Source organism: Aquicoccus porphyridii (genome assembly GCF_008369105.1).
GTDB lineage: Bacteria > Pseudomonadota > Alphaproteobacteria > Rhodobacterales > Rhodobacteraceae > Aquicoccus > Aquicoccus porphyridii.
The window spans coordinates 18,370-32,488 of record NZ_VINQ01000004.1; the positions used below are offsets into that span (position 1 = coordinate 18,370).

Sequence of the window (14,119 nt, forward strand, 5' to 3'; positions counted from 1 at the left end):
GCCTGAATGCCCGGAATCGTCAATCTGAACAAGGTCCGCAAGGCGACGCAACGCGCGAACAAGAAGCGGCAAGCCGATGAAAACGCGATCAAATACGGGCTGAGCAAGGCCGAGAAAACACTTGCAAAGGCCCGTGCCGACAAGGCCATCCAGCACCTCGACGGCAAGCGGCGCAAGGATTGACCCGCCCGTGAGCAGACCTGTCAAACGCTCGCTCACCCTGCAGGGTCATCGCACCTCGGTCTCGCTCGAAGATGAATTCTGGCACGCCTTCCGCGACATCGCCGCCGAGCGCGGTCAGCCACTCAACGCGCTGGCCGCCGAGATCGACGAGGCCCGCGACCTCGACACCGGCCTCGCCTCCGCGATCCGGCTTTTCGTGCTGCGCCACTACCGCGATCCGGCATGACCGGCCGCTAGCCCTCCGCGCCCAGCTTCTCCTCGACCTCCGCCGCCAGTGCCTCGGCCCGCGCGGCCAGTTCCGCCATGGTCTCGGTCACGCTTTCGGGCACCATCGGCACCTCGACGCGCTCGGGTTCGGGCGCGGGCGTGTTTCTCAACCGCTCCAGCTCAGCCTCCAGCTCTTGCACCTGGCCTTGCATCACCTTGAGCTTGTCCTCGACGCCCGCCGTCTTGTCGGCCAGCATCAGCCCCGCCATCAGCAGCATCCGCGCTTCGGGAAGCCGCCCGATCTGCTCGGTCAGAACGCTGGCCTCGGCATCGAGCATTGCCGCGGCGGCACGAAGATAATGCTCCTCGCCTTCCTGACAGGCCACTTCGAAGGCCCGCCCCCCGATCATGATTTCCACCTCAGGCATCAGGCCTCCTCCCCTTCATCGTCCTTCAGCAACGGCGCCATCGCCGAAAGGATCGTCCCGGCCTCGGTCACATCAGCCGCCCGCGCAGCGCGCAACCCCTCCAGTTCGGCCTGCATCGCCTTGTTGATCAGATGCGCATCCCCCACGCCCTGCTCGTTGGCCTCGCGCAGCGCCACGTTCGAGGCACGCAATTGGTCGTTTGCCGCGCGCAGCCGCTGCAACTCGCCGTCAAGCTTTGTCATCTCCGCGGCCTGCTCTTCGACCCTGGCCGTCATCTTGGCCAGCTTGCCATCCTGCCGGGCATGCAATGTCTTGATCCGCTCTTCAAGTTGCGCGGCGGCAAGCTTCTCGTCCTCGAGCGCCGCCTTCAACGCCTCGACCTCCGCACCGTCAGCCGCCTCTGCCCCGACCTCGGCCTGCGGGCCCAGATCGGCCAGCCCCTGCCCGATCCTGTCCAGCGCCGCGGTGATGCGCCGCTCCAGTTCCACGATATCCTGGCTCATATCCTGCCCTCTCGATCCCCGTCTTTCCGGCTTGACCGGGCCACGGTGCAGCCCCGTGCGAATCATCCGCATCGCGCCGAATTGCATCAAGAGTAAAGCCTTTCGCCTTGTTTCCAAACCAGGAAAGGGCTCTGCCCCCGGTCCCGGCACGACCTTGCGCGGCACAAAGCGTATTTCGCGCATTTGCCCCGCCCCCGCAGACTGGTAAGAGAATGCCCGAGTCGCCCGGCATTTGCCCGGAAACGCCGTCAATCGCATGTCAACCAAAGGAACCCGCCCCTTGGATATCGCTGCCCTCCGTGCCGCTCACCCCGATCACTGGATGCGTGCCGCCGCCATCCGCACGCTGACGCTCGATGCCGTCGCCGCCGCCAATTCCGGCCATTCCGGCATGCCAATGGGCATGGCCGATGTCGCCACGGTGCTCTATTCCCGGCACCTCAAATTCGATGCCGCCGCCCCCGACTGGCCGGATCGCGACCGTTTCATCCTCTCGGCCGGACATGGCTCGATGCTGCTTTATTCGCTTCTGCATCTCACCGGCTACCCCGAGATGACGCTCGACCAACTCCGCAATTTCCGCCAATGGGGCGCGATCACCGCGGGCCATCCCGAGTACGGCCATGCACCGGGCATCGAAACCACCACCGGCCCGCTCGGTCAGGGCATTTCCAACGCCGTGGGGTTTGCCATGGCCGAGGAGATCCTGCGCGCCCGCTATGGCAAGGCGCTGATGGATCACCACACCTATGTCATCGCCGGTGACGGCTGCCTGATGGAAGGCGTCAGCCACGAGGCCATCGGCCTCGCCGGGCGGCATCAGCTTGGTCGCCTCATCGTCTTCTGGGACAACAACAACATCACCATCGACGGCGAGGTCGGCCTCTCCGACCGCACCGACCAGATGACCCGTTTCCGCGCCGCCGGCTGGCACGTGCAGGAAATCGACGGCCACGACCCCGATGCCATCGACGCGGCCATTACCGCCGCCAAGGCCAGCCCCCTGCCCTCGATGATCGCCTGCAAGACCCATATCGCGCTAGGCCACGCAGCTCAGGATACGTCCAAGGGCCACGGCGCGCTGACCGACCAGGGCCAGTTGCAGGATGCCAAGGCCGCCTATGGCTGGACCACCGGCCCGTTCGATATCCCCGCCGAGATCAAGTCATGGTGGGAAGAGGTCGGCAGCCGCGGCGCCACCACCCGCGCCGAATGGCAGGCCCGGCTTGACGCCCAATCCGAGCGTCGACAGGCCGAATTCGCCCGCATCTTCGCGCGTGACATGCCCAAACCCCTGGCCTCGCGCATCCGCGCGCTGAAAAAGCAGATTGCCGACGAGGCACCGAAAGTGGCCACCCGCAAAAGCTCGGAAATGGTGCTTGAAGTGGTCAACCCGGTGCTGCCCGAAACCGTCGGCGGTTCGGCCGACCTCACCGGCTCGAACAACACGAAAACCGGCGATCTGGGCGTATTCGATACCGACAACCGCAAGGGCCGCTACATCTATTGGGGCATCCGCGAACATGGCATGGCCGCCGCGATGAACGGCATGGCGCTGCATGGCGGCGTCCGCCCCTATGGCGGCACCTTCATGGCCTTCACCGACTACGCCCGCCCGGCGATGCGACTGGCCGCGCTGATGGGCATTCCCACCGTGTTCGTGATGACCCATGACAGCATCGGGCTTGGCGAGGACGGCCCCACCCACCAACCGGTCGAGCATCTGGCGATCTCGCGCGCCACGCCAAACACGATGGTCTTCCGTCCCGCCGACACCGTTGAGACCGCCGAGGCATGGGAACTGGCGCTGTCGTCGAAATCCACACCTTCGGTGCTCTCGCTCACCCGCCAGGGCCTGCCCACGGTGCGCACCGAGCACAAGACGAGGAATCTCACCGCCCAAGGCGCCTATGTGCTGGCCGAGGCCACCGGCAAGCGCCGCGCGATCATCCTCGCCACCGGCTCCGAGGTTTCCATCGCGCTCGCCGCCCGCGACCTCTTGCAGGAAGAAGGCATCGGCACCCGCGTCGTTTCCATGCCCTGCTGGGAGCTGTTCGCGGAGCAGGACGAAAGCTACCGTCGCAAGGTACTGCCCGCTGGCCCGGTCCGCGTCGGCGTCGAGGCGGCGGTGCGCACCGGCTGGGACCGCTGGCTTTGCGGCGAACGCGGTCGCGAGGCGAAATCGGGCTTCGTGGGCATGGAAGGCTTCGGCGCCTCCGCCCCCGCCGATGTGCTCTACGAGAAATTCGGCATCACGGCCGAAGCCGTAGCCGACAAGGTCAAATCACTGCTTTGACCAGGGCCCGGCCATCGGCGCGCCATGCCGATGGCCGGGGATACGAAAGGTTCGAGAAACACGAGAAATGCCGCTAGATCAAAACGCTAGACTGTCCTGCGCGCCCATGATGGACTGGACCGACAGGCATTGCCGGTATTTCCATCGCCAGTTGTCGACGCAGGCGCTGCTCTATACCGAAATGGTGACGGCGCCGGCCTTGGTGCGTGGCGGGGCGCTGCATCTGCTTGACCGCAACCCCGCGGAAAATCCGGTTACCCTGCAGCTGGGAGGCGCTGATCCGGCCGAGTTGGCGCGGGCGGCGCGGGTGGGGGGTGAGGCGGGGTTTGATGAGATCAACCTTAACTGTGGTTGCCCAAGTGACCGGGTGCAATCGGGCACGTTCGGGGCGGTTCTCATGAAAAATCCGGCCTTGGTCAAAAAATGTTGCGCGGCGATGATCGCGGAGGTGGATGTGCCGGTGACGGTGAAATGCCGGATCGGGGTCGATGACCAGAACCCCGAGGAAGTGCTGCCGGAATTCCTCGCCCAGGTGGTTGCGGCGGGGGTGGAGCGGGTGACGATCCATGCGCGCAAGGCGTGGCTCAGGGGGCTCAGCCCGAAGGAGAACCGGGACATCCCGCCGCTCGATTACGACCTTGTCCAGCGCATGAAAATGCTCTTTCCCAACCTGCATATCTCGCTCAATGGCGGGATTGAAACCCTGGACCAAGCCGTTGAAATGCTTGAAAAAGGGTTTAACGGCGTCATGGTCGGGCGGGCCGCCTATCACCGGCCGTGGGATGTTCTGGGGCGGGCGGATGAACGTGTTTTCGGGCTGGCAAACCCGAACCGGGGCCCAAAAGACGTGGCCCTCGCCATGTTACCCTATATCCGCGAGCATCTCGCGGCGGGCGGGCGACTCCATCAGGTGACGCGGCACATGCTGGGGCTGTTTCACGGGCGCCCCGGGGCGCGGCAGTGGCGGCGCATCCTGTCGGAGGGGGCGGTGCGGCCGGATGCGGGTGTTTCGCTGCTCGAAGACGCCTTGGGGGCGGTTGAAGATAGTGCGCTATCCGCTTGATCTTGAAGCAAAGTCCGTCACTCGACATTGCCAGCTTTTCCTTCACCCGGCGACGGTGTAGACCGGTTCGGCAAACAGGGAGAGCCGCATGATACCCGATACGATGCTTTTGGTGCAGATGTTGATCCTGCTGATCGTGATCGGCGGCTTTGCCGGGGTGCTGGCCGGGCTGCTCGGGGTTGGTGGTGGCATCGTCCTGGTTCCTGCTTTTTTCTATACCTTCCAGACACTTGGATATGACGGGCCGCAATTGATGCAGGTCTGCCTCGCCACCTCGCTGGCGACGATCATCGTCACCTCGCTGCGTTCGGTGCACAGTCACAACAAGAAGGGCGCGGTGGATTGGGACATCCTGCGGGGCTGGGCGCTGGGCATTGTCGTCGGTGCGGTGCTGGGGATGCTGACGGCGGCGAGCCTGCGGTCGAGCACGCTTCAAGGGGTGTTCGGTGTGCTTGCCCTCGTGGTCGGGGCCTATCTCGGGCTGGGTCGGGTGCATTGGCGGCTGGGTGAGGAAATGCCCAAGGGAATCAAACGCTTGGCGCTCTCTCCTCTGGTGGGTTTCCTGTCGGTCCTGATGGGGATCGGGGGCGGCAGTTTCGGGGTGCCGTTGATGAGCCTTTATGCCACGCCGATTCACCGGGCGGTGGCGACGGCGGCGGGGTTCGGGGTGATCATCGCGGTGCCGTCGGTGATCGGTTTCCTGTTCCTCAAGGTCGCGGATGCGCCGCCTTTCACCATCGGCGCGGTGAACCTCGTGGCCTTTGGCATTGTCATCGTTATGACAATGATAACAGCGCCTTGGGGGGTGAAGCTCGCGCATGCGATGGACCCCAAACCGCTCAAGCGGGCGTTCGCGGTGTTCCTGACGCTGGTGGCGCTCAACATGCTGCGCAAGGCGCTGGGGTGGTGAGGCGGCCCTGCGCTTAAGGCATGTCGCATCGGAACGGAATCTCGCCTGCCCGCCCCGGGTTTTCCCGATCAGACGCGAGACGCGTTAACCTTCGCGATTTCGGAGCGAATCGGGGGGGTGACATCCGGCTGCCGCGCGGCTGTTGCCCGGCTGCCGGGGAAAACGGGGTCAGGCGGCGCGGTCAAACGTTCGCGGGGCGTGCGGTCAGGTGTTGAAGTTTTGGTTATTCCTGAGGTGACGGGATTCTCCCGTCCGGGCTGCTTGCAGCCCGGGCAGCATCTATCCGATCTGCCGCGACCCCCTACCGCTTCAACCGTGCGCTGCGGCCACCACGGCGTTTGCGCAGGAGGCTGGCGCGGTCGGGCAGCTCGTTCATCACCGCGCGGCGCTGGTCCGCGCTCATCCGCGACCAGCGGGCGATCTCGTCGAGGGTGCGGTGACAGCCGGTGCAGATCTGCGCCTCGGGGTGGAAGACACAGACCTTGATGCAGGGGCTTTCGACCTCGTCGCGTTTCCAGATGTCATCGCTTTTCATGTCTCACCCGATATGCCTGATCCGGTCCAGCAGCCCCTGAAGGATATAGGAGGCGGCGACGTGGTCGATCACCTCGGCGCGACGTTTGCGTGTCGTATCCGCCTCGAGCAGCGCCTTTTCGGCGGCGACGGTCGAGAGCCGTTCATCCCAGAAGGTGATCGGCAACTCGGTGCGCCGCGAAAGGTTGCGGGCAAAGGCGCGGGTCGATTGGCAGCGCGGACCTTCGGAGCCGTCCATGTTGCGCGGCAGGCCGAGCACGATACCGGCGATGTCGCGGGCGGTGAGGATGGCAAGAAGCGCCTCGGCATCGGCGGTGAATTTCTTGCGCCGGATGGTTTCGAGCGGCGTTGCGACCGAGCGCATCCCGTCCGAGACCGCGACGCCAATGGTGCGTTCGCCCAAGTCTAACCCGGCCAGCGCGCGACGCGGCGGCAGGGCGGCGGCGAAATCTTCGGTCGCATCAAGGATCATTCGGTCAGCCCGGCCGAGCGCGCGGCGGCCTCGATCGTGGTGCGGGCGGTGCGGTCGTCGCCATGCGCGGCCAGTGCGGCGTCAAGGGCCGATTGCGCCGCCTCCCGCTCACCAAGGATCGCCTGCGAGGTGATGAGCCGCGCCCATTCCTGCGCGCTGCCACCCTGATCGGCGAGGCGCTCCGAAAGGGTGTCGACCATGGTGCGGATCATCGCCGCGCGGTCCTCTTGCGACATCTGCGCGGCGTTTTCCATGTCTTCGGCGCTGGGGCCGGAAAGCGCGGTGTCGCCTTGGCCGGGCTGTGGCAATTCGGGCGTTTCGGGGCCGGTTTGCAAGAGCCCCGCGCGCACCGCGCCCTCGCGCACGGTGGCGAGCATCTGCGGCTGATCGGCAAAGATGAGCTGTGCCTCTTTCCAGATGGCGCGGGCGTGATCGGTGTTGCCCAGCACGCCCAGTGCGCCGATCAGGCGCGACCATTCCTCGGGCGTGCCGCCTTCGAGGGCGAGCTTGTCATTAAGCTCGTTGACCATGTTCTGGATCAGGTCGCGGCGCTCGTCCTCGGACAGGTCGGCGGCATTGGCGATGGCCTCGGCGCTGGGGCCGGCGGGGGCCGCGGGATCGGGCTGGGCATAGTCGCGCACCCCGGCCCGCCAGGCGATATCGTCGATCTGGCGGCGGATCGGGGCGATCCATGGCGCGTTCTCGGGGCCCTCGCGCAAGAGACCGTCCCAGATGCGAAAGGCCATGTCGGGGCGGTCGTTCTGCAACAGCATCTGGCCGGTGTAATAGCGCGCAACCGGGTTGGCGGGTTCCTTTTCGAGGGCGCGGCGCAGTTCCGCCTCGGCCTCGGGCGAGACATAGCCCTGGGCGGCGGTGATCATGAGATCGGCCAGAAGAACGTGATCATCCGCGCTCGCCCCCGCGCCGCGCAGGCGCACCACGGCGGCCTGTGCCCCGGCGGCGGCGGCGTAATTGCCAAGCGCCGCCTCGTTGCGGGCCAGCAGCATCTGCCCCTCAAGGTCATCGGGGCGCGCGGCCACGGTTTCGCGCAGCTTGCCTATCAGGTCGGCAAAGCGCTCCTCGTCAGGCGTGTTGAGCGGGGCGGCGGGCAGTTTGGCGAGGCGCTCGGCCTGGCTTGGCCGCGTGGCGCGCATCTCGTTCGAAAGCGCGATGCGTTGCGACAGCGGCAGGTCGCGCGCGCCGGGTTTGCCGAGCACCGGGTAAAGCGCCAGCGAACCACCGACCGTGGCGACGAGCACGATGCCGGCGAGCGCGATCGTGGCGGCGCGGGGTTGGGCGCTGCCGGTGCTGGCCTCGCGCAGCCTTGCATCGGCCTGCAGGACACGGCGGCCGACCTCGGTGCGCACGCGCTCGGCGTCGCGTTCGTCGATCAGGCCACGGGCGAGGTCGCGCTCGACCTCCTTGAGCTGATCGCGATAGATGCGCAGGTCATAGGCGGCGGGGTGCTCCTCTTGGGACTTGGCACGCAGGAGCGTCGCGGCGAATACCAGCGCGATGGCAAAAGCAAGTGCGGCGGCGGTGATCCAGAATACCATTGCGAGCCCCGGTTAGATCCTCATTCCCCTTGCATGTAATGCTGCGCGCCTTTGGGCGAAAGGGCAAATGGCCGCACGGATACCCGATGTCGCATTCGGATGTCATTGTGACGGATGCAAACGCGGGGCGAGACCTGCGACGTTGCACTAGGATGCGCAGGGTCATCGCATTGGGAATCGGGGCGCATGAGACGTTATTCAGCCTTTGCCGTGGCGCGGGAAGCCGCGCGGTATCACGAGGGATGGGCCCGCGCCTGGCGGTCGCCCGAGCCGAAGACAAAATACGACGTCATCATCGTGGGTGCGGGCGGGCACGGGCTTGCCACGGCATTCTACTTGGGCCGCAATTTCGGGATCACCAACGTGGCGATCATCGAGAAAGGCTGGCTCGGGGGTGGCAACACCGGGCGCAACACCACGATCATCCGCTCGAATTACCTGCAAGACCCGTCGGCGGCGATCTATGAGAAATCGCGCTCGCTCTACGAGACGATGAGCCAGGATCTCAATTACAACGTGATGTTCAGCCCGCGCGGCGTTCTGATGCTGGCGCAGACCGAGCATGAGGTGCGCGGCTATCAGCGCACGGCCCATGCCAACGCGTTGCAGGGCGTCGAGACCGAGTTCGTCGGCCCCGAGCGGGTGAAGGAGCTGGTGCCGATCATCTCGCTCGACGGGCCGCGCTATCCGGTGCTGGGCGGGCTCTGGCAGGCGCGCGGCGGCACGGGTCGGCATGACGCGGTGGCCTGGGGCTATGCGCGGGCATGCAGCGACATGGGCATGGACATCATTCAGCAATGCGAGGTCATCGGCATTCGCAAGGATGGCGGCAAGATCGTCGGCGTGGACACCACGAAAGGCGCGATCGACTGCGACAAGCTGGGCGTGGTGGTGGCGGGGCATTCCGGCACGCTGGCCGAGATGGCAGGATTCCGGCTGCCGATTGAATCGGTGGCGCTTCAGGCGCTGGTCAGCGAGCCGATCAAGCCCTGCATGGATATCGTGGTGATGGCCAACACGGTGCATGGCTACCTGAGCCAGTCCGACAAGGGCGAGATGGTGATCGGCGGCGGCGCGGACGGCTATAACAACTATACCCAGCGGGGCAGTTTCCATCACATCGAGGAAACCGTGCGCGCGCTGGTCGAGACCTTCCCGATGGTTTCACGGCTCAAGATGCTGCGGCAATGGGGCGGCATCGTGGACATGACCGGGGATCGCTCGCCGATCCTCAGCAAAACGCCGGTCGAAAACGTCTTTTTCAACTGCGGCTGGGGCACCGGCGGGTTCAAGGCGACCCCGGGCTCGGGCTGGGGCTTTGCGGAACTGGTGGCCAAGGGGCATTCGCCGCTTTGCGAGGATTTCGGGCTCAACCGCTTCCGCGAGGGCCGGTTCGTGGACGAAAGCGTGGCGGCGGGGGTGGCGCATTGATGCGGTGGGGTTTCCCGGGAGTTCCGGGGCGCAATCCGGGCCAATCCGGCGCGTGTGAACATGATCAGGGAGCCATGACATGCTGATCCTTGGAAATTGCCGTGGCACCGCCAGATCGGCAGGCAATGGCCGAGCGCACGGGGCAAAACCCGCAGGAATCGGCGCAAAACGACCGGGGATTTCCGCTCATTCTTCCTTTGTGGCCGAAACGGTCCCACCTTTGGTTCATTCCGGAGAGGAGGATGAACCATGTCGCATTTTGACTATGAAACCAATATCCGAACGCCAACCCGAACCGGGACTGGCGGCGGCGGCGCGGGGGCATTGGCCGTTATACTTCTCGTTCTGCTTGGCCTGCTCGTGCTTGCCAGCACGTTCGGTGGGCAGGGTGATGGCACCGATGCGGGCGGCACGGCCAACGCACCGGCCGTGGCACCCGACGAAGGAACGGCAATGCCGGCGCAACCCGCCGAGTGACTCTCGTGTAAATCTGCCGATGAAGGGCGGGCGCCGCGTGGCGTCCGCCCTTGGCATGTCCGGGGGCATGTCTGGCCATCCGTTTCGTTCCGGCGTCAAGGCCGGGGCGGACCGAATGGCCGTTTCGTCGCCTGATCGGGAAAGGAGTGTCCCATGCTGATCCTTGAATGCCCCTGTTGCGGGGTCAAAGGCGAAGAGACGGAATTTCACGGCGGCGGCGAGGCGCATATCAGGCGGTTCGGGCCGGGTTCGTCCGACGAGGCGTTTCACGACTACCTCTTTGCCAAGGAGAACCCGCGCGGCGTGCATTTCGAACGCTGGCGGCATGTGAATGGCTGCGGCAAGTGGTTCCACGTGGCGCGCTGCACCCAGACGCTCGAAGTGTTCGGCAGCTATTCGGCCCAGACCACCGAGCCACCGCAAGACATCAAGGATGCGATCACGGCCAAGCGGCCGGGCTGGCGCTGGAGGGAATTCGCATGAGCACGCGTCTGGCATTTGGTGGTCGGCGGATCGACCGCACGAAACCCGTGGAATTCCGCTTCAACGGCAAGCGGCTCAAGGGGTTCGAAGGCGACACGCTGGCCTCGGCGCTTCTGGCCAATGACCAGGTGATGGTGGGGCGCAGCTTCAAGTATCACCGCCCGCGCGGGATCGTGGCGTCGGGGGCCGAGGAACCCAACGCGCTCTTCAACATGGGCGAAGGCGGGCGGTTCGAACCGAACCAGCGCGCCACCACGACCGAGCTTTTCGACGGGCTGAGCGTGACGAGCCAGAACCATTGGCCGAGCCTCGAATTCGACGTGGGCGCGATCAACAATCGCCTCGCGCGGTTCTTTCCGGCCGGGTTCTATTACAAGACCTTCATGTTCCCGCGTTTCGCGTGGAAACATGTCTATGAGCCGATCGTGCGGCAATCGGCGGGTCTGGGCAAGGCCCCGAAGGAGCGCGACACCGACCGCTACGAGCATTTCCATGCCTTCTTCGACGTCGTGGTGATCGGCGGCGGCGTGGCCGGGCTTCAGGCGGCGAAAGCGGCCGGTGCGGCCGGCGCAAAGGTGCTGCTGATGGAGCAGACCGCCGATTGGGGCGGGCGCGCCGTGGTCGATGGCGGCGATGTGGACGGCAAGCCGGTGGCGGATTTCGTGGCCGACACGCTGGCCGCGCTCGACGCGATGGAGAACGTGACCCGCCGCAGCCGCATGATGGGGGCCGGTGTCTATGATCATGGCTACCTGCTCGGGTATGAGCGGCTGCGCGACCATTGCCCGGATGTGCCCGGGCCGCGCCATCGGCTCTGGCGCATCCGCGCCGGGCGGATCGTGACGGCGACGGGGGCCATCGAACGGCCGCTCAGCTTTGCAGGCAATGACGTGCCCGGGGTGATGCTGGCGAGCGCGGTGCGCGACTACATCGTCGATTACGGGGTCAGCCCCGGCGACCGGGTGGTGGTCGTGACCAACAATGACGATGCTTACCGCACCGCCATTGCGGTGCGGCAGGCCGGGCTTGCGGTGCCGGTGATCCTCGATGCGCGGCTCGGCGGCGCCGGGGCGCTGGCCGAAGAGGCCCGGACACTGGGCATACGCATCGAGACCGGCATGGGCGTGGCCAAGGTGCTGGGCGGCAAGCGCGTCGAGGGCGTGGCGATCTGTGCGCAGGCGGGCGAAGGCGCGACGCTCGAGAAGATCGCCTGTGACGTGGTGGCGATGTCGGGCGGCTGGTCGCCGGTGGTGCACCTGTGGTCGCATTGCGGCGGCAAGCTCGTCTGGGACGAGGCCCAGGCGCATTTCCGCCCCGACGGGAAAAAGCCGCCGCTCGGCGCGGACGGCGCGGGCTTCGTGATCCCGGCGGGGGCCGCCAATGGCGCATTGTCGCTGGGCGCGGGGCTGGCCGATGCACAGGCCGCGGGGCGGCGCGCGGCCACGGACCTGGGGCTGAAAACCACCAAGCGCAAATCCGCCACGCCGGAGGTCACGGAGGTGCCCGAGGCACCGATGGAGCCGGTCTGGCTGATGCCGCAGGGCGCGGGGATCAAGCTGCGCATGAAGGCGTGGCTGGATTACCAGAACGACGTCAAGGTGAGCGACGTGCAACTGGCCGCGCGCGAGGGCTATGAATCTGTCGAACACACCAAGCGTTACACCACGCTGGGGATGGCGACGGATCAGGGCAAGTTGAGCAATATCAACGGCTTGGCGATCCTTTCCGATACGCTGGGCCGGCCCATTCCGCAGACCGGGACGACCACATTCCGCCCGCCCTATACGCCGATTTCCATGGGTGCGATCGCCGGTGAGGCGCGCGGCGAGATTTTCCAGCCGCTGCGCCGCACACCGATGCATGACTGGCACGAGGAACAGGGCGCCCATTGGGAGCCAGTGGGCCAGTGGCGGCGGCCCTATTGCTATCCCAAGCCGGGCGAAAGCCATGGCGACGCGGTCACTCGCGAGATCAAGGCGACGCGCGAAAGCCTCGGGCTTCTCGATGCCTCGACGCTGGGCAAGCTGGTGGTGAAGGGGCCGGATGCGGGGGCCTTCCTCGACATGCTTTACACCAACATGATGAGCACGCTCAAACCGGGGCGCTGCCGTTACGGGCTGATGTGCAGCGAGAACGGGTTCCTGATCGACGATGGCGTGGTGGCGCGGATCGACGATACGACCTTCCTCTGCCACACCACCACGGGCGGCGCCGAGCGTATCCATGCCCATATGGAGGAATGGCTTCAGACCGAATGGTGGGACTGGCAGGTCTACGTCGCCAACGTGACCGAGCAATACGCCCAGATCGGCGTGGTCGGGCCGAATGCGCGCAAGGTTCTGGAGAAACTGACCGAGGACGATCTGAGCCGTGATGGGTTCCCCTTCATGGCGTGGAAGGATGTTGCCTTCGGCGAGATCGGCGCGCGGGTTTACCGCATTTCATTCTCGGGCGAGTTGAGCTATGAAATCGCCGTGCCCGCCAGCCAGGGGCGCGCCCTTTGGGACAGGGTGTTGGCGGCCGGAAACGAGTATGGCGTGACCCCCTATGGCACCGAGGCGCTGCACGTGATGCGCGCCGAGAAGGGCTTCATCATGATCGGGGACGAGACCGACGGCACGGTCATCCCGCAGGATCTGGGCCTTCACTGGGCGATCTCGAAGAAGAAAGAGGATTACCTCGGCAAGCGGGCGCAGGCGCGCAGCCACATGAGCGATCCCAACCGCTGGAAGCTCGTCGGGCTGGAAACCGTCGATGGCTCGGTCATTCCCGATGGCGCCTACGCGGTGGCCGAGGGGGTGAATGCCAACGGTCAGCGCAACATGCAGGGGCGCGTCACCTCGACCTATTTCAGCCCGACACTGGGCCGCGGCATCGCCATGGGGCTGGTCCTGCACGGGCCGGACCGGATGGGCGAGGAGATCGAGTTCCCGGGCACCGATGGCAAGACCTATCGCGCGCGGATCGTGGACCCGGTTTTCTTTGACAAGGACGGGGAGAAACAGAATGTCTGAGGCGAAAACTGCCCTGCCCGGAGCCCTCTTCGACGGGATCGCGGTGATCGAGGAAGCCGGGCTGCAAGGGATGATCACGCTGCGCGGCGACCTGGGCGACAAGGCGCTGGCGAGTGCGCTGCACGACGTGACGGGATGCGCCCTGCCCGGCCCGCGCGAGGTGGCGCTGGCGGGCGAGAAGGGCGCGGCGTGGATGTCGCCCGACGAGCTTCTGGTGATGGTGCCGCATGGCGAGACGGCGGCGGCGGTTGCGACGCTCGATGCCAGGCTGGGCGAACGTCACGCGCTGGCGGCGGACGTGTCGGATGCGCGGGTCGTGTTCGATATTCGGGGTGCGTATGCGCGCGAGGTGCTGGGCAAGCTGATGCCGGTGGATTTCAGCGCCGACGCCTTCGGCCCGGGCCAGATCCGCCGCTCGCGCATGGCGCAGGTGCCGGCGGCCGTCTGGATGACCGGCGAGGATGCGTTCCGCGTGGTCTGTTTCCGCTCGGTCGCGCAATATGTCTTTGACCTGCTGAAGACCGCCGCGTCCGAGGGGGGCGAGGTCGGGCTTTACGCGTGA

15 protein-coding genes are annotated in these 14,119 nt (G+C 66.0%); 10 read left to right on the plus strand and 5 right to left on the minus strand.

The genetic code is table 11. From position 1 onward, the window contains the following. Positions 1-6 precede the first annotated feature (6 nt). Together FLO80_RS07195 and FLO80_RS07200 are read left to right on the plus strand one after the other, a co-directional pair. On the plus strand, positions 7-183 hold the full coding sequence (locus tag FLO80_RS07195) for a DUF4169 family protein (protein WP_111365083.1): 177 nt from the start codon (positions 7-9) through the stop codon (positions 181-183). A 7-nt stretch (positions 184-190) separates the two neighbouring features. Beyond that, positions 191-409, plus strand: a complete 219-nt coding sequence (locus FLO80_RS07200) for a ribbon-helix-helix domain-containing protein (protein ID WP_111365086.1) — start codon at positions 191-193, stop codon at positions 407-409. Between the two features lie 7 nt (positions 410-416). Here FLO80_RS07200 and FLO80_RS07205 read toward each other — a convergent pair whose 3' ends face one another. Together FLO80_RS07205 and FLO80_RS07210 are read right to left on the minus strand one after the other, a co-directional pair. Further along, a complete protein-coding gene (locus FLO80_RS07205) occupies positions 417-818 on the minus strand; it encodes a cell division protein ZapA (RefSeq protein WP_111365089.1) in 402 nt (133 codons plus the stop codon). Further along, positions 818-1,321: a hypothetical protein gene (locus FLO80_RS07210; protein WP_111365692.1), complete on the minus strand. Its 504-nt coding sequence runs from the start codon at positions 1,319-1,321 to the stop codon at positions 818-820. The genes FLO80_RS07205 and FLO80_RS07210 overlap by 1 nt, the downstream gene beginning before the upstream one ends. A gap of 280 nt (positions 1,322-1,601) precedes the next feature. Between FLO80_RS07210 and tkt the strand changes: the two genes are divergently transcribed. The 3 genes from tkt (at position 1,602) to FLO80_RS07225 (ending at position 5,590) form a co-directional block, all read left to right on the plus strand. After that, entirely contained in the window at positions 1,602-3,617 is a 2,016-nt protein-coding gene (gene tkt, locus FLO80_RS07215; protein ID WP_111365694.1) for a transketolase, read from the plus strand. A gap of 67 nt (positions 3,618-3,684) precedes the next feature. Further along, the gene (gene dusA, locus FLO80_RS07220) at positions 3,685-4,680 is read left to right on the plus strand and encodes a tRNA dihydrouridine(20/20a) synthase DusA (RefSeq protein WP_111365092.1); all 996 of its coding nucleotides are present in this window, start codon (positions 3,685-3,687) and stop codon (positions 4,678-4,680) included. A gap of 91 nt (positions 4,681-4,771) precedes the next feature. Then, positions 4,772-5,590, plus strand: coding sequence for a sulfite exporter TauE/SafE family protein (locus tag FLO80_RS07225; protein WP_188078245.1), 819 nt, complete (start codon positions 4,772-4,774; stop codon positions 5,588-5,590). 301 nt (positions 5,591-5,891) lie between these two features. Here the strand turns inward: FLO80_RS07225 and FLO80_RS07230 are convergent, their stop codons facing one another. From FLO80_RS07230 to ccmI, 3 genes are read right to left on the minus strand one after another with little or no spacing between them, the layout of a single operon-like run. Further along, the gene (locus FLO80_RS07230) at positions 5,892-6,125 is read right to left on the minus strand and encodes a DUF1289 domain-containing protein (protein WP_111365098.1); all 234 of its coding nucleotides are present in this window, start codon (positions 6,123-6,125) and stop codon (positions 5,892-5,894) included. Between the two features lie 3 nt (positions 6,126-6,128). After that, positions 6,129-6,596, minus strand: a complete 468-nt coding sequence (ruvX, locus tag FLO80_RS07235) for a Holliday junction resolvase RuvX (RefSeq protein WP_111365101.1) — start codon at positions 6,594-6,596, stop codon at positions 6,129-6,131. Then, positions 6,593-8,152, minus strand: coding sequence for a c-type cytochrome biogenesis protein CcmI (gene ccmI, locus FLO80_RS07240; RefSeq protein WP_111365104.1), 1,560 nt, complete (start codon positions 8,150-8,152; stop codon positions 6,593-6,595). The genes ruvX and ccmI overlap by 4 nt, the downstream gene beginning before the upstream one ends. Before the next feature lie 186 nt (positions 8,153-8,338). On the opposite strand from ccmI, the gene FLO80_RS07245 reads away from it, so the two are divergent. The 5 genes from FLO80_RS07245 (at position 8,339) to FLO80_RS07265 (ending at position 14,119) form a co-directional block, all read left to right on the plus strand. Next, positions 8,339-9,583 carry a sarcosine oxidase subunit beta family protein gene (locus FLO80_RS07245; protein ID WP_111365107.1) on the plus strand — a complete coding sequence of 415 codons (1,245 nt, stop codon included), beginning with the start codon at positions 8,339-8,341 and terminating at the stop codon, positions 9,581-9,583. A 249-nt stretch (positions 9,584-9,832) separates the two neighbouring features. Beyond that, positions 9,833-10,060 carry a hypothetical protein gene (locus FLO80_RS07250; RefSeq protein ID WP_111365110.1) on the plus strand — a complete coding sequence of 76 codons (228 nt, stop codon included), beginning with the start codon at positions 9,833-9,835 and terminating at the stop codon, positions 10,058-10,060. Between the two features lie 153 nt (positions 10,061-10,213). After that, a complete protein-coding gene (locus FLO80_RS07255) occupies positions 10,214-10,543 on the plus strand; it encodes a sarcosine oxidase subunit delta (RefSeq protein WP_111365113.1) in 330 nt (109 codons plus the stop codon). Then, positions 10,540-13,557, plus strand: coding sequence for a sarcosine oxidase subunit alpha family protein (locus tag FLO80_RS07260; protein ID WP_111365116.1), 3,018 nt, complete (start codon positions 10,540-10,542; stop codon positions 13,555-13,557). The genes FLO80_RS07255 and FLO80_RS07260 overlap by 4 nt, the downstream gene beginning before the upstream one ends. Next, the gene (locus tag FLO80_RS07265; RefSeq protein ID WP_111365119.1) at positions 13,550-14,119 is read left to right on the plus strand and encodes a sarcosine oxidase subunit gamma; all 570 of its coding nucleotides are present in this window, start codon (positions 13,550-13,552) and stop codon (positions 14,117-14,119) included. The genes FLO80_RS07260 and FLO80_RS07265 overlap by 8 nt, the downstream gene beginning before the upstream one ends.

Coding starts and splice junctions, on each gene's coding strand:
- FLO80_RS07195 (WP_111365083.1), top strand. CDS start 7: ATGCCCGGAATCGTCAATCTGAACAAGGTCCGCAAGGCGACGCAACGC.
- FLO80_RS07205 (WP_111365089.1), bottom strand. CDS start 818: ATGCCTGAGGTGGAAATCATGATCGGGGGGCGGGCCTTCGAAGTGGCC.
- FLO80_RS07210 (WP_111365692.1), bottom strand. CDS start 1,321: ATGAGCCAGGATATCGTGGAACTGGAGCGGCGCATCACCGCGGCGCTG.
- dusA (WP_111365092.1), top strand. CDS start 3,685: ATGCCGCTAGATCAAAACGCTAGACTGTCCTGCGCGCCCATGATGGAC.
- FLO80_RS07230 (WP_111365098.1), bottom strand. CDS start 6,125: ATGAAAAGCGATGACATCTGGAAACGCGACGAGGTCGAAAGCCCCTGC.
- ruvX (WP_111365101.1), bottom strand. CDS start 6,596: ATGATCCTTGATGCGACCGAAGATTTCGCCGCCGCCCTGCCGCCGCGT.
- ccmI (WP_111365104.1), bottom strand. CDS start 8,152: ATGGTATTCTGGATCACCGCCGCCGCACTTGCTTTTGCCATCGCGCTG.
- FLO80_RS07245 (WP_111365107.1), top strand. CDS start 8,339: ATGAGACGTTATTCAGCCTTTGCCGTGGCGCGGGAAGCCGCGCGGTAT.
- FLO80_RS07250 (WP_111365110.1), top strand. CDS start 9,833: ATGTCGCATTTTGACTATGAAACCAATATCCGAACGCCAACCCGAACC.
- FLO80_RS07255 (WP_111365113.1), top strand. CDS start 10,214: ATGCTGATCCTTGAATGCCCCTGTTGCGGGGTCAAAGGCGAAGAGACG.
- FLO80_RS07260 (WP_111365116.1), top strand. CDS start 10,540: ATGAGCACGCGTCTGGCATTTGGTGGTCGGCGGATCGACCGCACGAAA.
- FLO80_RS07265 (WP_111365119.1), top strand. CDS start 13,550: ATGTCTGAGGCGAAAACTGCCCTGCCCGGAGCCCTCTTCGACGGGATC.